17 protein-coding genes are annotated in these 18,227 nt (G+C 64.3%); 11 read left to right on the top strand and 6 right to left on the bottom strand.

What is annotated here, in order from left to right:
• Positions 1-2: 2 nt before the first annotated feature.
• The 3 genes from manD to ACZ2HM_RS05725 all read left to right on the top strand — a co-directional run bounded on the left by manD (position 3) and on the right by ACZ2HM_RS05725 (position 3,878).
• Positions 3-1,214 carry a D-mannonate dehydratase ManD gene (gene manD / locus ACZ2HM_RS05735; RefSeq protein WP_470426467.1) on the top strand — a complete coding sequence of 404 codons (1,212 nt, stop codon included), beginning with the start codon at positions 3-5 and terminating at the stop codon, positions 1,212-1,214.
• A 118-nt stretch (positions 1,215-1,332) separates the two neighbouring features.
• A complete protein-coding gene (locus tag ACZ2HM_RS05730; RefSeq protein WP_470426466.1) occupies positions 1,333-2,613 on the top strand; it encodes an MFS transporter in 1,281 nt (426 codons plus the stop codon).
• Positions 2,610-3,878, top strand: coding sequence for an SGNH/GDSL hydrolase family protein (locus ACZ2HM_RS05725; RefSeq protein ID WP_470426465.1), 1,269 nt, complete (start codon positions 2,610-2,612; stop codon positions 3,876-3,878). Before ACZ2HM_RS05730 ends, ACZ2HM_RS05725 begins: the two co-directional genes overlap by 4 nt.
• Before the next feature lie 10 nt (positions 3,879-3,888).
• Here ACZ2HM_RS05725 and ACZ2HM_RS05720 read toward each other — a convergent pair whose 3' ends face one another.
• Positions 3,889-4,368, bottom strand: a complete 480-nt coding sequence (locus ACZ2HM_RS05720) for an Lrp/AsnC family transcriptional regulator (RefSeq protein ID WP_037478016.1) — start codon at positions 4,366-4,368, stop codon at positions 3,889-3,891.
• A 99-nt stretch (positions 4,369-4,467) separates the two neighbouring features.
• Here ACZ2HM_RS05720 and putA point away from each other — a divergent pair, with 99 nt between their 5' ends.
• Entirely contained in the window at positions 4,468-8,067 is a 3,600-nt protein-coding gene (gene putA / locus ACZ2HM_RS05715) for a trifunctional transcriptional regulator/proline dehydrogenase/L-glutamate gamma-semialdehyde dehydrogenase (protein ID WP_470426464.1), read from the top strand.
• Positions 8,068-8,071: 4 nt separating this feature from the next.
• Here putA and ACZ2HM_RS05710 read toward each other — a convergent pair whose 3' ends face one another.
• A complete protein-coding gene (locus tag ACZ2HM_RS05710) occupies positions 8,072-8,542 on the bottom strand; it encodes a nuclear transport factor 2 family protein (protein WP_470426463.1) in 471 nt (156 codons plus the stop codon).
• Positions 8,543-8,706: 164 nt separating this feature from the next.
• Between ACZ2HM_RS05710 and ACZ2HM_RS05705 the strand changes: the two genes are divergently transcribed.
• On the top strand, positions 8,707-10,044 hold the full coding sequence (locus ACZ2HM_RS05705; protein ID WP_470426462.1) for an aromatic ring-hydroxylating oxygenase subunit alpha: 1,338 nt from the start codon (positions 8,707-8,709) through the stop codon (positions 10,042-10,044).
• 9 nt (positions 10,045-10,053) lie between these two features.
• On the opposite strand, the gene ACZ2HM_RS05700 is transcribed toward ACZ2HM_RS05705, so the two are convergent.
• Positions 10,054-12,105 (bottom strand): transglycosylase domain-containing protein, encoded by a 2,052-nt coding sequence (locus ACZ2HM_RS05700; RefSeq protein ID WP_470426461.1) that lies wholly within the window; start codon positions 12,103-12,105, stop codon positions 10,054-10,056.
• A 108-nt stretch (positions 12,106-12,213) separates the two neighbouring features.
• On the opposite strand from ACZ2HM_RS05700, the gene ACZ2HM_RS05695 reads away from it, so the two are divergent.
• Positions 12,214-12,411, top strand: coding sequence for a hypothetical protein (locus ACZ2HM_RS05695; protein WP_037476610.1), 198 nt, complete (start codon positions 12,214-12,216; stop codon positions 12,409-12,411).
• A 56-nt stretch (positions 12,412-12,467) separates the two neighbouring features.
• Here ACZ2HM_RS05695 and ACZ2HM_RS05690 read toward each other — a convergent pair whose 3' ends face one another.
• Positions 12,468-13,778 carry an MFS transporter gene (locus tag ACZ2HM_RS05690; protein WP_037476609.1) on the bottom strand — a complete coding sequence of 437 codons (1,311 nt, stop codon included), beginning with the start codon at positions 13,776-13,778 and terminating at the stop codon, positions 12,468-12,470.
• A 138-nt stretch (positions 13,779-13,916) separates the two neighbouring features.
• Between ACZ2HM_RS05690 and pgsA the strand changes: the two genes are divergently transcribed.
• The 3 genes from pgsA to ACZ2HM_RS05675 are packed head-to-tail and all read left to right on the top strand — an operon-like array spanning position 13,917 to position 15,185.
• A complete protein-coding gene (gene pgsA, locus ACZ2HM_RS05685; RefSeq protein ID WP_037476608.1) occupies positions 13,917-14,480 on the top strand; it encodes a CDP-diacylglycerol--glycerol-3-phosphate 3-phosphatidyltransferase in 564 nt (187 codons plus the stop codon).
• Positions 14,481-14,490: 10 nt separating this feature from the next.
• Positions 14,491-14,745: a molybdopterin converting factor subunit 1 gene (gene moaD / locus ACZ2HM_RS05680; protein ID WP_037478769.1), complete on the top strand. Its 255-nt coding sequence runs from the start codon at positions 14,491-14,493 to the stop codon at positions 14,743-14,745.
• Complete coding sequence (locus ACZ2HM_RS05675) at positions 14,742-15,185, top strand: molybdenum cofactor biosynthesis protein MoaE (RefSeq protein WP_069066592.1); 444 nt, start codon at positions 14,742-14,744, stop codon at positions 15,183-15,185. Before moaD ends, ACZ2HM_RS05675 begins: the two co-directional genes overlap by 4 nt.
• Before the next feature lie 2 nt (positions 15,186-15,187).
• Here the strand turns inward: ACZ2HM_RS05675 and ACZ2HM_RS05670 are convergent, their stop codons facing one another.
• Both ACZ2HM_RS05670 and ACZ2HM_RS05665 read right to left on the bottom strand, forming a co-directional pair.
• Positions 15,188-16,117 carry a hydrogen peroxide-inducible genes activator gene (locus ACZ2HM_RS05670; protein ID WP_037476606.1) on the bottom strand — a complete coding sequence of 310 codons (930 nt, stop codon included), beginning with the start codon at positions 16,115-16,117 and terminating at the stop codon, positions 15,188-15,190.
• A gap of 39 nt (positions 16,118-16,156) precedes the next feature.
• On the bottom strand, positions 16,157-16,930 hold the full coding sequence (locus tag ACZ2HM_RS05665) for a sulfite exporter TauE/SafE family protein (protein WP_037476605.1): 774 nt from the start codon (positions 16,928-16,930) through the stop codon (positions 16,157-16,159).
• A 170-nt stretch (positions 16,931-17,100) separates the two neighbouring features.
• Between ACZ2HM_RS05665 and epsC the strand changes: the two genes are divergently transcribed.
• Together epsC and ACZ2HM_RS05655 are read left to right on the top strand one after the other, a co-directional pair.
• Positions 17,101-17,814, top strand: coding sequence for a serine O-acetyltransferase EpsC (epsC, locus tag ACZ2HM_RS05660; protein WP_069066594.1), 714 nt, complete (start codon positions 17,101-17,103; stop codon positions 17,812-17,814).
• Entirely contained in the window at positions 17,814-18,164 is a 351-nt protein-coding gene (locus ACZ2HM_RS05655; RefSeq protein WP_470426460.1) for a DUF2794 domain-containing protein, read from the top strand. The genes epsC and ACZ2HM_RS05655 overlap by 1 nt, the downstream gene beginning before the upstream one ends.
• Positions 18,165-18,227: the final 63 nt, after the last annotated feature.

Below are 18,227 nucleotides of genomic sequence, written 5' to 3'. Positions count from 1 at the left end.
ACATGCCTAAAATCCTTGATGCCAGGGTCATCGTCACCTGCCCCGGCCGCAATTTCGTCACCTTGAAGATCATCACCGAAGACGGTGTCTATGGCCTTGGCGATGCGACGCTCAACGGCCGCGAACTGGCGGTGGCCAGCTATTTGCAGGACCATGTCATCCCCTGCCTGATCGGCCGGGATGCGCACCGGATCGAGGATATCTGGCAATATCTCTACAAGGGCGCCTATTGGCGGCGCGGCCCGGTCACCATGTCGGCCATCGCCGCCGTCGATACCGCGCTCTGGGATATCAAGGGCAAGCTGGCGGGCCTGCCGGTCTATCAATTGCTCGGCGGAGCCAGCCGCGAAAATGTGATGGTCTATGGCCATGCCAACGGCACCACGATCGAGGATACGGTGGCGGTCGCGCTCGATTATCAGCGGCAGGGTTACAAAGCGATCCGCATCCAGTGCGGCGTGCCCGGCATGGCGTCCACCTATGGCGTCAGCAAGGACAAATATTTCTACGAACCCGCCGACGCTGACCTGCCGACCGAAAATGTCTGGAACACCTCCAAATATATGCGCGTCGTGCCCGAATTGTTCAAAGCCGCGCGCGAAGCGCTCGGCTGGGACGTCCACCTGCTGCATGACATCCATCATCGCCTGACGCCGGTCGAAGCGGGCCGTCTGGGCAAGGATCTCGAACCCTATCGCCCCTTCTGGCTGGAGGATGCGACGCCCGCGGAAAATCAGGAAGCGTTCAAGCTGATCCGCCAGCACACCACCACGCCGCTGGCGGTGGGCGAAATCTTCAACTCCATCCACGACTGCCGCGAACTGATCGAAAACCAGCTGATCGACTATATCCGCGCCACCGTGGTCCATGCCGGCGGCATCAGCCACCTGCGCAAGATCGCGAACCTCGCCGATCTCTATCAGGTCCGCACTGGCTGCCACGGCGCGACCGATCTGTCGCCGGTCTGCATGGCCGCCGCGCTGCACTTTGATCTGAGCGTCCCCAATTTCGGCGTACAGGAATATATGCGCCACACGCCCGAAACCGACGCGGTCTTCCCCCACGCCTATACCTTCGCCGACGGGGCGATGCATCCCGGCGAAGCACCGGGCCTTGGCGTCGACATCGACGAAGAACTGGCCGCCAAGTACGAATACAAGCGCGCCTTCCTGCCAGTGAACCGGCTGGAAGACGGCACGATGTTCAACTGGTGACCTTATCATCGTCATCCCCGCGAAGGCGGGGATCCATCTCCGTCGCTATCCCCAGGCGCAAGGTCGGGAGATGGGTTCCCGCCTACGCGGGAATGACGAACCCTCTTAGGAGCGCGCAATGACCGACATCCCCAAACCCTCCGGCAAAGTCCGCTGGATCGTCTGCGCGCTGCTCTTCTTCGCCGTGGTGCTGAGCTATGTCGATCGCCTCGTCCTGCCGACGCTCAAGCCCGATCTTCAGGCGCGCTATGACTGGAGCGAGAGCGGCTATGCCGATCTCGCCATCTGGTTTCAGGCGGGCTATGGCATTTCCTACGTCTTTTTCGGCCGCCTGATCGACAAGATCGGCGCGCGGGCCGGCTATACGCTGGCCGTGTCGCTATGGACGATCGGCCATGTCGCGCACATCTTCTTCACCTCGACCGCGGGCATGTTGCTCGCGCGCATCCCGCTCGCGATCGGCGAGGGGGGGACGTTCCCCGCCGCCATCGCCGCGACCAATGAATGGTTCCCCAAGAAGGAACGCGCCTTCGCGATCGGCATCTTCAACGCCGGGTCCAATGTCGGCGCGATCCTGACCCCGCTGATCGTCCCGATCATCGCCGTCACATTGGGCTGGCGCTGGGCCTTCATCCTCACCGGGCTGCTGACGGTCATATGGCTCGTCGCCTGGCTCAGCTTCTACCGCAGCCCGCGCGAGAAGAAGAGCCTCACCGCCGAAGAACTGGCCTGGATCGAAACCGATCCCGTCGAACCGCAACGCCCGGTCAAATGGGCGACGCTGTTCCGCCTGCGCCAGACCTGGGCCTATATGGCCGGGCGCTTCCTGATCGATCCGGTCTGGTGGACCTTCCTCTTCTGGCTGCCCGATTTCTTCAACAAACAATATGGCGTCAAGATGCTCGACTTCGGCCCGCCGCTGATCGCCGTCTATCTGCTGGCCGATGTCGGGTCGGTCGCGGGCGGCTGGGCGTCGTCGCGCTTCATCGGCAGCGGCTGGAGCATCAATCGCGGACGCAAAACCGCGATGCTGCTCGCCGCGCTCTGCGCCGTCCCCATCGCCTTTGCCACGCAAGCACCCAATATGTGGGTAGCGGTTGCGCTAATTGGGCTTGCTTGCGCCGGGCATCAAGGCTTCTCCGCCAACCTGTACGCTTTGCCGGGCGACGTCTTCCCGCGCTGGATGGCCGGGTCAGTCGTCGGCCTCGGTGGCCTGGCCGGTGCGATCGGCGGCATGATGATGGCCAAGTTCGCCGGGGTCATCCTCGAAACCGTCGGCAGCTACGGTCCCATCTTCGCCGTCGCCTCCTGCACCTATCTCGTCGCGCTCGCCATCATCCACCTCATCATCCCGCGCTATCAGACCGTCGATAGCGCCGCCATCAGGGCTGAACCATGACCCGTCGCCTCCCGCAAAAAGCCTCAACCAGTGTACGGGTCGCTGTCCGCTTGGCCTGCATCGCCACTGCCTTGGCCGTCGTGCCCGCCCATGCGAAAAGCTGCACGCCGACCTGGGTCGCGGGCTGGGCCTCGTCCCAATTCCGCCCCACCGGCGACGCCGCGCTCCCGCCCGGCACGCTGGCGAACCAGACCCTGCGTCAGGTCGTCCGCCCCTCGGTCAGTGGCGATCGCGTCCGTGTCCGCCTGTCCAACCTCGCCGGCACCCGGCCGCTCCCCATCCTGGGTGCCAGCATCGCCCGCGCCATCAGTTCCGCCGCCCCCACCATCGATCCCGCCACCCGAATCGCGCTCCGCTTCGATGGCAAACCCGACGTTATCATCCCGCCCGGCGCCGACTATCTGTCCGACCCGGTCACGCTGTCAGCCAAGGCGCTCGACACGCTCGCCATCTCGATCCGCTACGCCGCCGCCGACCCCGAACAGACATCGCATCCCGGCTCGCGCGCCACCTCCTGGCATCTGCCCGGCGATCATCTGTCCGACCCGCAATTTGCCGGGGCCGCGAGTTTCGATCATTGGTTCAACCTAGCCGCACTCGAAGTCGAACGCTGCGCCCCCGCCCAGCTCATCGTCGCGCTGGGCGACTCGATCACCGACGGCAAGAACAGCACCACCAACGGCAATGATCGCTGGACCGACCGGCTGGCCGAACGACTGCAGGCCGATCTAAAGCGCCGCCATATCGCGATCGTCAATCAGGGGATCGGCGGCAACCGGCTGCTCGACGATGGCCTTGGTCCCAACGCGCTCGCCCGGCTCGACCGCGACGTGTTGGCGCAGCCCGGCGTCACCCATCTCATCCTGCTTGAAGGGATCAACGATCTCGGCACGCTCACCCGCGAAGCCCCCGTCGGCACCGCCGCGCATCAGGCCCATGTCGCCCGCATCATCGGTGCCTATCGCCAGATCATCGCCCGCGCCCGTGCCAAAGGGATCAAGGTGATCGGCGCGACCATCATGCCCTTCGTCGGCAATGATTATTATCACGCCGACGCCCAGAATGAGGCCGACCGCCAAGCCGTCAACGCCTGGATCAGGCAACCCGGCAATTTCGACGCGGTAATCGATTTCGATGCCACGACCCGCGACCCGGCACGGCCCGACCGCTTGGCGCCCGCCTATGACAGTGGCGACGCGCTTCACCCGTCGCCGCGCGGCTATCGGGCGATGGGCGACGCGATCGCGCTGGATATGTTCGACTGACCGGCAGCGGTTATTTCCGCCGTCCCCCGGCATCCAGCACCGTCTCCATCGCAACGAAGGTGGAGGTGCTGGCGACATGGGGCAGGGCGGAAATCTTCTCGCCCATCACCATGCGATAGCGCCGAATATCCGCCGTCCGCACCTTGAGCAGATAGTCGAAGCTGCTCGCGATCATATGGCATTCTTCGACTTCCGCGATCCGCCGCACCGCCATGTTGAACTCATGCAGCGCCGCTTCGCGCGTATCGCTCAGCTTGACCTCGGCAAAGGCGACATGGTCCATCCCCAGCTTGGCCGGATCGACAATCGCGCGGAACCCATGAATCACGCCGGTTTCGATCAACCGTTTCAGCCGCACCTGGCACGGCGTCTTGGACAGGCCGACCAGCGCCGCCAGATCGGTCACCGTCATGCGGCCGTCTTCCACCAGAGCGGCGATGATCTTGCGGTCGAATTCGTCCAGATCGACTGTTGAGGCGGCTTTATCCATCATTGCTGCCTAACAGAGAGGCATGAATAAGTCACATCCGCCATACAAAACGACCTGATAAGGCAGATCGGCGCCATCATATGCGATATGATGCACGGTATGACCGTCCAGCCCCCCTTTGCCGCCTTCGCTCCTGCCATCCGCGCCCAATCTCCGTTGCGGCAGGCGATCACTGACGCCTATCGCCGCGATGAAGCCGAGGCGCTCGCCCCGTTGATCGCAGCGGCGACACTGCCCGATGCGACCCGCGCCTCAGCGCGGGAAACGGCTCACAAGCTCGTCACGGCCCTGCGCGCTAACCAAAAAGGCACCGGCGTCGAAGGCCTGGTGCAGGAATATGCGCTGTCCAGCCAGGAGGGCGTCGCGCTGATGTGCCTTGCCGAAGCGCTGCTCCGCATCCCCGATGCTGCGACCCGCGACGCGCTGATCCGCGACAAGATCGCCGACGGCGACTGGGGCTCGCATCTGGGCACCGATAAGTCGCTGTTCGTCAACGCCGCCACCTGGGGGCTGGTGGTCACCGGCAAGCTGGTCGGCAGCGTCGATGATCGCGGCCTTGGCGCAGCGCTGACGCGCCTCGTCGCACGCGCGGGCGAGCCGGTCATCCGGCGCGGCGTCGACCTCGCCATGCGGATGATGGGCGAACAGTTCGTCACCGGCGAAACCATCAAGGAAGCGCTCAAGCGCGCCAAGGTGATGGAGGCCAAGGGGTTCGCCTATAGCTATGACATGCTGGGCGAAGCGGCGACGACGGCGGACGACGCAGCCCGCTATTATGCCGATTATGAACAGGCGATCCATGCCATCGGCAAGGCGTCGGCCAAGCGCGGCGTCTATGCCGGTCCCGGCATTTCGATCAAGCTGTCCGCGCTACACCCGCGCTATGCCCGCGCGCAGGCCGACCGCGTCATGGCCGAGCTTCTGCCCCGCGTGCAGCAACTCGCCGTGCTCGCCAAAAGCTATAATATCGGTTTCAACATCGACGCGGAGGAAGCCGACCGGCTCGACCTGTCGCTCGACCTGCTCGAAAGCCTGGCGCTGCATCCTGCTCTCTTCGACTGGAACGGGCTTGGCTTTGTGGTCCAGGCCTATGGCAAGCGTTGCCCCTTCGTCATGGACTGGATCATAGACCTTGCTCGCCGCGCCGATCGCCGCATCATGGTCCGCCTGGTCAAAGGCGCCTATTGGGACGCGGAGATCAAGCGCGCGCAGGTCGATGGTCTCGCCGACTTTCCGGTCTATACCCGCAAGCTCCATACCGACATCGCCTATATCGCCTGCGCGCAAAAACTGCTCGCCGCCAAGGACGCGGTCTTCCCGCAATTCGCCACCCATAATGCGCAGACGCTCGCCACCATCCATGCGATGGCCGGGCCGGATTTCAGCATCGGCACCTATGAGTTTCAGTGCCTCCACGGCATGGGCGAACCGCTCTACGAACAGGTGGTCGGCGCAGGCAAGCTGGATCGCCCGTGTCGCATCTACGCGCCGGTCGGCACGCATGAGACCTTGCTCGCCTATCTCGTCCGCCGCCTGCTCGAAAATGGCGCGAACAGCAGCTTCGTCAACCGCATCGCGGATCCGGCCGTGTCGGTGGACGAGATGATCGCCGACCCCGTCGATACCGTCCGCGCCATGCCCAACCCCGGCGCCCGTCATGATCAAATTGCGCTGCCTGCCGCTATCTTCCCCGACCGCCGCAACTCAGATGGCATCGACCTCAGCGATGAAAAAGCCTTGGCGAGCCTGACGCAAGCGCTCCAGCATAGCGCGACGCTGGACTGGACCGCCGCCCCGGAAGGCGGGGCGGGCGAGGGGCAGCCTGTCCGCAACCCGGCCGATCATCGCGATATCGTCGGCACCGTGGTCGAAGCAACGGTGGACGATGCCCGCGCCGCAGCGATCCGGGCGGCCGCATCGCTCTGGCGCAACACGCCGGTTGCTGATCGCGCCGCCACGCTTGATCGCACGGCCGACGCGATGCAGGCGCGGATGCCGATCCTGCTCGGCCTCATCGTCCGCGAAGCGGGCAAGTCCATCCCCAACGCCATCGCCGAAGTGCGGGAGGCGATCGATTTTCTACGCTATTATGCGCAGCAGGCCCGCACGACCTTCGGCCCGCAGCAGCAACCGCTCGGCGTGATCACCTGCATCAGCCCGTGGAACTTCCCGCTGGCGATCTTCACCGGCCAAGTCGCCGCCGCGCTGGTCGCGGGCAATGCCGTCCTGGCAAAACCCGCCGAGGAAACCCCGCTCATCGCCGCCGAGGCCGTTCGCCTGCTCCATGCTGCGGGCGTGCCGACCGACGCACTCCAGCTTTTGCCGGGGGATGGCGCGATCGGTGCCGCGCTCGTCGCCGCGCCGCAAACCGGGGCCGTTATGTTCACCGGATCGACCGAGGTCGCGCGCCTGATCCAGCGCCAGCTTGCCACCCGCCTGTCGCCGCAGGGCAGGCCGATCCCATTGATCGCCGAAACCGGTGGGCAAAATGCCATGATCGTGGACTCGTCGGCGCTCGCCGAACAGGTTGTGGCCGACGTCATCGCCTCGGCCTTCGACAGCGCGGGCCAGCGCTGCTCGGCGCTGCGCGTCCTGTGCCTGCAGGAGGATGTCGCCGATCGCACGCTGACGATGCTCAAGGGCGCGCTCGCCGAACTCAGCCTTGGCCGCACCGATGCGCTCAAGGTCGATATCGGCCCGGTCATCACGGCCGAAGCCCAAGCGGGCATCAACGCCCATATCGACGCGATGCGGGCGATCGGACGGACGGTGGATCAACGCCCGCTGCCGCCCGAAACCGCGCACGGCACCTTCGTTGCGCCGACCATCATCGAGATCGACAGCCTGACCGACCTGGACCGCGAAGTCTTCGGTCCGGTCCTGCATGTCTTGCGCTTTCGTCGCGACGGATTGGATGCGCTGGTCGATGCGATCAACGCCACCGGCTACGGCCTGACCTTCGGGCTGCACACTCGGCTCGATGAAACGGTCGCGCGGGTCACGCGCCGGGTGAAGGTCGGCAATATCTATATCAATCGCAACGTCATCGGCGCGATCGTCGGGGTTCAGCCCTTTGGTGGCTGTGGCCTGTCGGGCACCGGGCCAAAGGCAGGCGGGCCGCTTTATCTGGGGCGGCTGGTCACCACGCCGCCGGTTCTGGCGGCGCGCGTCAGCCGCCTGCAAACGCCGCTCCACGCCTTTGCCGACTGGCTTGATGCGCAGGGTTATGGCGAGGCCGCGAGCGAGGCGCGCCGGGCAGGCGATGCGTCGGCGCTGGCTGCCGAAATGACGCTTCCGGGGCCGGTCGGCGAGCGCAATCTCTACACCCTCCATCCGCGTGGGACCATGCTGCTGCGCCCTGCTACCCGTGCCGGACTGTTCCGGCAGATGGCCGCGATCCTTGCCACCGGCAACAGCGCGACGGTGCAGGGCATGACGGTCCCGCCAAGCCTGCCGCCGGAGGTGGCTGCGCGCTTCACGGCAGAGGCCAATGCGCCCATTGCCGCGATATTGGTCGAGGGAGACGCCGAGCGCGTCACCGCTGCGGTCCAGGCCGCCGCCGATCTGCCCGGCCGGATCGTGCCGGTCCATGCAGAGACAGCAGATGGCTATTGCCTCGACTGGCTGCTGGAGGAAGTCTCCACCTCGATCAACACGACGGCGGCAGGGGGCAATGCCAGCCTGATGATGATCGGCTAAGGACTCAGCCTCCGATCGTCACCTGCAGTCGTGAAATGCGCGAGCGGTGGATGCGCCAGCGGCCGTCCACCCGCTTATAGTCTTCATGATAATGGCCGCAGCCATGTAGGGTCATGCTGGTGCCGTTTTCGTCCCAAATCTGGTCCTCCATCGCGATCACACCGCGCGCATCATCGGGACCGATGATCTCGACCTCGTGACAATGGCCATGATGGACCGTGCGTTGGGTTCCGATCGCGGCCTGGATGAAGGCGATGATGGTGTCGCCGCCCTCATAGACCCAATCATTGCTTTCCGCCGCCCGGCCTTCGTCGCCTTTACCGTCGATACTGAGTGATGCGCGTGCGTCGAACAGGGCGTCGTCACAGAAGACGTCGCGCAATCCGGCCCAGTCCTTATTGTCCATCAAGCGGAAATAGCGGGCCTTGAGCTGTTTGATCGCCTCGATCGCCAGCAATGTCTCGACGCCGTCCATGTGACCATCTCCCATCGATTATAGCGCGCTCTTATGCGGTCGAACATCGTCCCGCCCCACCTGCGACAAGTGCCAGCCCGCGCCGCCTGACAGAAGTGCAAGGCGACGAGGCAGGCCATGACGCCTATCCCTTGAGTTCAAGAATGCCAGCAGGAGAGAGCAGCATGGACCAGCCCGCCATTCATCCGCTGACCATGGACGGTCGCGATCCCGCCGCGCTGCGCGGTGATCCGATCAGCGGCGACCGCTATACCAGTCGCGAATTCATGCAGCAGGAATGGGACCATCTGTGGACCCGGATCTGGCATGTCGCGGGGCGCACGGCGGAACTGGAGGAGCCGGGCGACTATGTCGTCCACGACTTCCGGCATGAAAGCGTCATCTGCATCCGGCAGGACGACGGTAGCATCAAGGCCTTCTACAATGCCTGCGGGCATCGCGGCATGCGCCTGACCGATGGCAGCGCTTTTGCCGAGGCGTTCACCTGTCCCTATCATGGCTGGAAATGGGGCAAGGACGGCGTGCTCCAATATGCCCAGGACCCGCATGATTTCCCCCAGGGCAATCCCTGCGGCAAGTTGAAGCTGAGGGAACTGCGCTGCGCTATCTGGGGCGGGTTCGTCTGGTACACGATGGACGATACCGCGCCCGACCTGCTCGACTATCTTGCGCCGATGCCGGAGCTTTACAAAAATTACCCGATGGACACGGGCGTCCGGGTGTTCTGGATGAAGATCAACCTCAACACCAACTGGAAGTTTGCGACCGACAATTTTTCCGAAAGCTATCACACCCGGACCGCTCATCCGCAGGTGCCGCCATGGATCGACCAGGATGTCGATACCGCCCGGCATGAAATGTATCCAGCAGGCCATGGACGCACGGTTCAGCCGATGCGGCCATCGCTCAGCGACCGGCTGCCCGATGGCGTGCCGCATCCGTTCGACCATATCCTGCGCCAGTGGGACATCGACCCGGACAGCTACCCGGACTATGAGACCAAGGCGATGCAGGGCTGGCTGGACCTCAAGGCGGCCAAGCGGCGGCTATGGCGGGAGCGGGGCTATCTCCATTATGAACATATGGATGATGAGCAGATCACGGACAGTCCGCATACGGTGATCTTCCCCAATGTCACCATTTCCTTCCTGCCCGACAATATCCTGTTCTTCCGCACCGAACCCCATGCCGATGATCCGGGCAAATGCACCTTCGATCTATGGTGCATGGCCTTTCCGGTGGCGGGGCAGACGCAGGTGGAATCGATCATGGCGGGACCACAACCGTTCAGCGAAGCGGACATGCTTTGGCGTGATTTCGACAATGGCCGGGGCGTACCGGAGATTGAGGGGCAGATCGTCTATCAGGACATGATGCTGGCCGAAGGGATGCAGCGGGGAATGCATTCGCGCGGCTATGGCGACGCTTACCTCAGCGCGCAGGAAACGCGGGTTCGCTATTTCCATGAGGTGTTGAACGACTATCTGGCGGGACGGCGCTAGTTCAGGTCATCATGGGACATTGTCCGCTTCGCTGTCCGGCCTTGTGGGGACGGTCGGCGGCGGAAGGGTGTCGGGCACGCCGGGGGCAGGTTCGTCGATAGGCAGGCGGATCTGACTGCCGCCGATGTTGACAGTCATCCCGTCCTCATCGACGCCCACGCCGACATTGCCGATGCCGGTTTCCACCGTGATGTTGGCGATGGCGTTGACGAGGTCAGCGTCCTGGGTTTCTTCGGGCGCATCCGCGACCGGTTCGTTGATCGCGCCGCTCATGAAGTTGCGCCAGATGCGCGCGGGCATGCCGCCGCCTGCTGCGCCGCCGGGTAGCGGCTTGTTATCGTCATTGCCGACCCAGACGGCGGTGACCAGGCCGCCCGCATAGCCCACGAAAATGGCGTCGCGGCTGTCCTGCGTCGTGCCGGTCTTGCCGAAGGTGCTGGTGCGCAGGGCGGCCGCGCTGCCCGTGCCGCGATTGGCGGCGGAAGAAAGCAGGTCGCGGATCATCGCCAGTTCGTCGTCATCGAAGGAGCGCTGGCGCTCCATCAGCCGTTCGAACCAGCCCCGTTCTTCGGGCGGCAGGCCATGGGCGAGGACGGGATAGGCCCCGGCCGCGACCGCCGCATAGGCTTCGGCCAGTTCGATCAGCGGGATTTCCGACGTGCCGAGCGCGAGGCTCAAATCCTCGGTCAAGGGCGCGGTGATGCCCAGGTCGCGCGCGACCTTGATTACGGCATCGACGCCGACCTTTTGCGTGAGGCGGATGGCGGCGACATTGCTTGACGCGGCGAAGGCCTGACGCAGGCTGATGCGGCCGCGATATTTGCCGCCATGATTGGCCGGACGATAGCTGCCGGTGGTGATCGGCGTGTCGTCGATCATGTCTTCGGGTGTCATGCCCGCGCGGAAGGCGGCGAGATAGACGAACAGCTTGAAGGTCGATCCGGGCTGGCGCTTCGCTTGCACCGCGCGATTGAAGCTGCTCTTGCCGTAATTCTTGCCGCCGACCATGGCGACGACGCTGCCGTCGGGCTTCATTGCGACGAGCGCGGCCTGTGCGCCGCCCAAAGGCGCACGGCGGACGGCAGCTTCGGCGAGGCGCTGGATGCGCCAGTCGAGCGTCGTTTCGATCTTCTGCTCACCATAGACCGCGCCCGCCCGGTCGCGCGCCTGGGGCAGCACCCAGTCGGCGAAATAGGTGCCGGTGGTGGCGTCGGGCACATCATGGACGTTGAGGCGGGCAGGCGGCAGGGCGTTGCGCTCTGCCTGGGTCAGATAGCCCGCATCGACCATCGCCTGCGTCACCAGCGCGGCGCGGGTGCGCGCGCCCTTGAGGTTGCTGGTGGGCGCGAGGCGCGAGGGGGCTTTGAGCAACCCTGCCAGCATCGCGGCCTGCGGGATGGTGAGGCGGTCGGGCGAGCGATTGAAATAATGGCGGGCGGCGGCGCGCAGGCCATAGACATTATCGCCGAAATAGACGTTCGACAGATAGCGTTCCATGATCTGGTCCTTGGTCAACCAGGCCTCCAGCCAGAGCGCGATCATCGCTTCGCGCGCCTTGCGCCCCATGGTGCGGTCGCTCGACAGGAACACGCCCTTGGCGAGCTGCTGGGTGATCGTGCTGCCGCCCTGCGACGAGCCGTCCGACCAGAGATTATGCCAGGCCGCGCGCGCGATGCCGCGCGGGTCGATGCCCCAATGGCTGGCGAAGCGGCGATCCTCGATCGCCATGAACGCCTGGGGCACATGGGCGGGGAGGTCCGCCATCGTCACCGGCGTATCGATCACCGCGCCGCGCCGGGCGATGAGATGGCCATCCGCCGACATCAGGCTGAGGCTGGGCGGGGCGATGGGCTTGAGCGATTGCGACAGCGGCGCGGTGATCGCGAGCCAGGCGATGGCGATCATCAGCAAGGCGAGGCCCGCCGCCATGATCCAGCCCACGATCTGCAACCGTCGCCGCCATGGCGTGGGCGGAGCAAAGGCGCTGGGCGGCCCGGCACCGAATTCGCGGGGCGGCGCTGGCGGTTCGGCGGGGGCGGACTCGGTCATCGGTGCGGCCATGCTGTGTTATTCAGATGATACAGTCAAGCCTGTCCCGCAGCGGGACAGGCGCAAATTGGCCGTCATAAGCGATGGCACAAATGGTAAATAATGCGTTAACCCAACATCATGAGAAACCGAACCCTCGTCCTCACCACAGAATCGGCCCGGCACCCCTTTCGCCAGAGCCTCCCCGCCCATGTGCTGCGCGTCATGGATAAGATGCCCAAGAGCAAAGCGCGCACGGTGGACGACGATAGCGACTGGAAGCTGTTTGGACTGAGCTTCTGCGCCTTCTTCACCGCTTTCTACAGCTTCATTTCCTGAAGCGCTGAAAGCCGGGGCGGCGCTGGACCCCGGTCGGTGCCGGGGTGCTGCCTGGTTCAATGGCACAGCGGGCCGTCGCAGGCCTTGTGCAGTTTCCACGCCATCGCCGCACAGGGCAGGGTGAGGAACGCGACCAGCAGCAATTGCATCACCACCGACATGCCAGCGATGCTGAGGCCGATCGCGCAGAGCGATCCCACCACCATTGCCCCTGAATTGACGATATTGTTCGCCGCCACGGTGCGGGCGGCTTCGCATTTTTCGACCGTGGTGGTCAGGAAGGCATAGAGCGGCACGACGAACATGCCGCCGAAGGTCGAGACGCCCAGCAGGCAGAGCGAAAGCGGTATGGCGAGCGGGTGGGCGATGAACCCCTGCAGCGAGAGCATCTGCCCTTCGGGCGCAGGCGGCCAGACGGCGCAGACGAAATGGAAGGCGACGATGCACAAGCCCATGCCGATCACCGAGGCAGGGGCATATTTGGCCGACACATGACCACGCAGCAGCCGGTTGATCGCCACCGAGCCGATGGCGATGCCGATCGAGAAGATGGCGAGGAACAGGCTGGCGACGGCCTTTTCGGCGGTCAGGACATTTTTGACCAAGGGGGGAAACTGGATGAACAGGATCGACCCGACCGCCCAGAACAGGCTGATCGACATGATCGCCAGAAACAGCCGCCGGATATGCATCGTCCCGCGCACCAGCGCGACCGACGAGCGGATGATATGATAGTCGATCGGCTGTGCGGAAAGGAGCGACGGGGCCGGTGGCACCTGACGCCCGGCGACATAGCCGACCAGCGCGGTGATGATGATGCACACCGCCGCCGCCTCGATCGGGATGATTCCCGCCAGGATCGTGCCGGCCAGAATCGCGATATAGGTGCCTGCCTCGACCAGGCCGGTGCCGCCCAGCACTTCTTCATCATGGAGATGCTGGGGCAGGATCGCATATTTGATCGGGCCGAAGAAGGTCGAGTGGATGCCCATGGCGAACAGCGCGGCGAGCAGCAGCGGGATGGCGATGGTATGCACGCCGATGCCGCTCCAGATGAGGCCGAGGCCGACCGCGCCGACCAGCATGATCAGGATTTCGGCCGCCTTTACCCAGCGGATGATGAGCGCCTTGTCGCGCTGATCGGCGAGTTGCCCCGACAGGGCGGACAGCAGGAAGAAGGGCAGGATGAACAGGCCGGTCGCCAGCGCGCTGAACCAGGTTTCGGAACGCTCGTCATTATAGACCTGGTACACGACGAACAGCACCATCGCGTTCTTGAACAGATTGTCGTTGAACGCGCCGAGCAGCTGGGTGACGAACAGCGGCAGGAATCGGCGCTTGTTCAAGAGCCTGAGAGAGGCTTGCATGGATAGGGGCGTCTTCTTTCCCGTTAGCGACCGGGGCGGGGTCTAGCCGTTGGCGGCGTCCCTGTCCAATGCCCCTTGTATGGAGGTCGATATGCTGTCTGGCTTGTGCGCCGCGCCCGACTGTGGCAGGCGGCGGCTATGCTGACGCTGCCTAATCTGCTCACGCTTTCGCGTATCGTCACGGTGCCGTTGCTCGTCGCGCTGCTTTGGCCTGCGGAGATGGGCGCGCGCTGGACCACCGGCTATGCGCTGGCCTTCGGTCTTTACTGCCTGATGGGCGTGACCGATTATTTCGACGGCTATCTGGCGCGGGCGCAGGGGACGGTGTCGAAACTGGGCGTCTTCCTTGATCCCATCGCCGACAAGATCATGGTCGGCGCGGTCATTTTGATGCTGGCGGCGACGCGCGATATTGCCGGGCCGCACATCATCGCGGCCATGGTCATCCTGTTGCGTGAGATTGCGGTGTCGGGCCTGCGCGAATTTCTGGCCGGGTTGCAGGTGTCGATGCCGGTGTCGCGATTGGCCAAGTGGAAGACGACGTGCCAGATCGTGGCATTGGGCGCTTTGATCCTGGCGGGGGCGGTGCCGCATTTGCTGTTCGTGCAGACCGTGGGCATCGTGACCCTGTGGGTCGCCGCCATCCTGACATTGATCACGGGCTGGGATTATCTGCGCGTCGGCATCCGGCATATGGACTGAGGCGATGGCGATGCTGTCGATCGTCTATTTCGCCTGGGTGCGCGAGGCCATCGGTCGTGATGAGGAGCAGGTCGAGCGGCCTGATCCAGGCATGACTGTTGCCGATCTGGTGGCGATGCTCGCGGCGCGGGGGGGCGGCTATGCCGAGGCGCTGGGCGATACCGCACGGTTGCGCGCGGCGGTCGATCAGCGGTTCGTGGCGATGGACAGTTTGATCGGCGAGGCGAAGGAAATGGCGCTGTTTCCGCCCGTGACCGGCGGATGAAGCGGGTCGCGATCCAGGCGGAGGATTTCGATGTCGGCGGTGAGCTGGCGGCGCTCGAAGCCTTGGGCGGCGGCGGGGTAGCGAGCTTTACCGGCGTGGTGCGCGGCGGCGACGGGCTGGTCGCGCTGGAACTGGAACAATATCCGGCGATGACGCAGGCGCAGGTCGGGCGGATCGTCGATGAGGCTATGGGGCGCTGGCCCTTGCTGGGCGTGAGCGTCATCCATCGCTTCGGGCGGCTGGAGCCGGGTGCGCGGATCGTGTTCGTCGGTACGGCGGCGCGCCATCGCACGGCGGCGCTGGAAAGCTGCGCCTTCCTGATCGACTGGATGAAGTCGGATGCGCCCTTCTGGAAGAAGGAGCATTTTGCGGGCGGCGCGACTCAGTGGGTGGCGGCGCGCGACGAGGATGCGGTCAAAGCGCAGGGCTGGGACAGCTAGAGCTAGGCGGCTTCGGGCAGGCGGCAGTTAAGCGCGGCGGCATCGCGCAGGATTTCGGAGAGCAGGTGAAATTCCTTCTCGCGCGGGCTGTTCTTGCGCCAGACGAGGGCGATGTCGCGCCAGGCGCGTTCGGATTTGAGCGGGCGAGCGGCGATGCGCGTATGTTCCAATATGCCCGCTGCGATGGCCATTTCGGGGATCATGGTGACGCCAAGGCCATTATCGACCATCTGGATGAGGGTGTGCAGCGACGTGCCCATCATCGTCGCGCTGGCGCGCAATTCGGGGCGGTTGCAGGCGGCGAGCGCATGATCCTTGAGGCAATGGCCATCCTCCAGCAGCAATAATTTGCTTTCATCGATCATGTTCGGGCCGATCCATTCGGGCAGGTCGACCGGTTCGTCATGGGGGAAGGCGACGAAGAGCCGGTCCTGAAACAGGATTTCGCTGTCCAGTTCGCCGATCGGAAAGGGCAAGGCCATCAGCACGCAATCGACATTGCCATGGCGCAGCGATTCGACGCCTGCCTGGGTCGTTTCTTCGCGCAGATAGAGTTTGAGTTCGGGCCGGTCGGCGCGCAGGCGGGGGAGCATGCGTGGCAGCAGGAAGGGGGCGATGGTCGGGATCACGCTCATGCGCAATTCGCCGGTCAGCGGCTTGCCGGATGCTTCGGCGATGGCGGCGAGTTCTTCGGCCTCGCGCAACACGCGATGGGCTTTGGCGACGATGCGGTCGCCAAGTGCCGTGAAGCGGACGACGCGGCGGGTGCGTTCGACCAACGTCACGCCGACCAGCGATTCCAGTTCGCGGATGCCGGCCGACAGGGTGGATTGGGTGACGTAGCAGCTTTCGGCGGCCTTGCCGAAATGGCCCTGTTCCTTGAGCGCGACAAGATATTGCAGCTGTTTGAGGGTGGGCAGGTAACTGGACATTTATCGGCTTCCTCGATCAGAAAGTCGAATATAAGTTCCTTAGCCGATAAATCCAAGCCATTTGGCGACGCCGAACAGCGACGTTAGCGTCAGGATGATGCCGACCGCCGTGAACAGGACGCGGGGGGCCACGCGGCGGGCAAGGATCGCGCCGAAGGGGGCCGCGACCACGCCGCCGATCAGCAATCCGACCGTATAGGTGGTGAAGGTTTCCCAGCCGAGATGGAACAGGAAGGTGATGCTGATCGAGAGGGTGAGGATGAATTCGACGCTGTTCACCGTGCCGATCGTGTGGCGCGGGCTGGCCCCCTGCAGCAGCAAATTGGAGGTGACAACCGGCCCCCAGCCGCCGCCGCCCGTCGCATCCATGAAGCCGCCGACCAGACCGAGCGGGGCCACCCATTTGGGATCGCGCGCCTTGGGCGGCAGATGGAAGCCGCGCCAGATGAGGTAGACGCCGATGGACGCCAGATAGACCTGGACGAACGGCTTGATGACCGCCCCGTCGATATTGGAGAGGAGATAGGCACCTGCGACGCCGCCGATGACGCCGGGGATGATGAGGCGAGCGAACAATCGCCAGTCGACATTCTTGTGCAGGATATGGCTGATCGCCGAGACGCCGGTGGTGAAGGTTTCGGCGGCATGGACGCTGGCCGAAGCGCGGCTGGGTGGTACGCCAAGCGCCAGCAGCAGCGTGCTGGAGATCACGCCATAGGCCATGCCGAGCGCGCCATCGATCATCTGCGCGCCGAAGCCGATCAGGATGAAGGGCAATATGTCGCCGAAATTGGCGATGAAGGCGTCGATCATCCGTTTCCCTTTGGCGCTTTTGTCTACTTAGATGATAGGCATATCGTTCCTTGTAAAGCAAGGTTGCGTTTGCGGGCGGATACCGGCTCTTTGCGGCGTCACTGGAAATAATGGTCCCGCTTCTCTATATCGGCCGACAGGTTCAGTTTTTGTCAGGCAGGGGCGCGTTCATGTTGCGCAATCTCATTTCCTATCTGGATTCGGTGAAAAGCCGCGATCCCGCGCCCCGCTCCCGCGCGGAAATCCTGCTCTATCCGGGCGTTTGGTCGCTCGGCTATCATCGCATTGCGCATCGGCTTTATCGGGCGCGGCTCTATTTCCTGGCGCGCCTGGTCAACCATCTGTCGCGTTTCCTGACCGGGAACGACATTCATCCCGGCGCGAAGATCGGCAAGCGCTTCTTCATCGACCATGGCTTTACCGTGATCGGCGAGACGGCGGAGATTGGCGACGATGTGACGCTCTACCAGAATGTGACGTTGGGCGGGACCGACCCGGCGAACGGGATTGCGGGCAAGCGGCACCCGACCTTGTGCGACGGCGTGATCATCGGGTCGGGCGCGCAGGTATTGGGGCCAGTGACGGTCGGCGCGCGCGCGCGCGTGGGTGCCAATGCCGTGGTGACCAAGGATGTCGCCGAAGGCGCGACCATGGTCGGCATTCCGGCGCGGGCGATGCTGGTCGATGTCACGGCCTATCAGCGCGATTTCATGCCCTATGGCACGCCTTGCTCCGATTGTTTCGATCCCGAAAAGCAGAAGCTGGAACTGCTGCAGTGCGAGGTCGAGCAGTTGCAGAAGCGGCTGGCCGAATTGATGGTCGAAAAGCAGCGGCCGTCGCTGCCCGATGACGCCAGCCTGTTTCAGGAGCGTGACCGGGCCTGATGAGCAATGTGACGCCGTTTCCCTATCCAGGGACGGGGCCGGGCGAGCGCCAGGTGGGGTTCGAACGGCTGGAGTTGCAGCGGATCATGGACCTTTATGGGCGAATGGTCGCCGCCGGGCATTGGCGCGACTATGCGATGGATATGGGCCGCGAGGCCGCGATCTTCAGCGCTTTTCGCCGCACCGCCGAGCGCCCCGAATATCGTATCGAAAAGCGGCCTGCGCTGCGCCACCGGCAGGGCATGTGGGTGCTGGTGGGGGAGGGTGGTCAAATCCTCAAACGCGGGCAGGATTTGCAGAATGTGCTGGCCCCGGTGGAGCGGAAATTGATGCGGGTGGTCGAGGGGTGACGTCGAAGGTGGCCCACCCCGCTGCGACTAACGCGCTTCGCGCGTAAGTCTCGCTGCCCCTCC

It is taken from the genome of Sphingobium sp. KKT206 (assembly GCF_055640555.1).
Note: the sequence above shows the minus strand (reverse complement) of the source record. Positions and strands in the feature narration are given on the sequence as shown.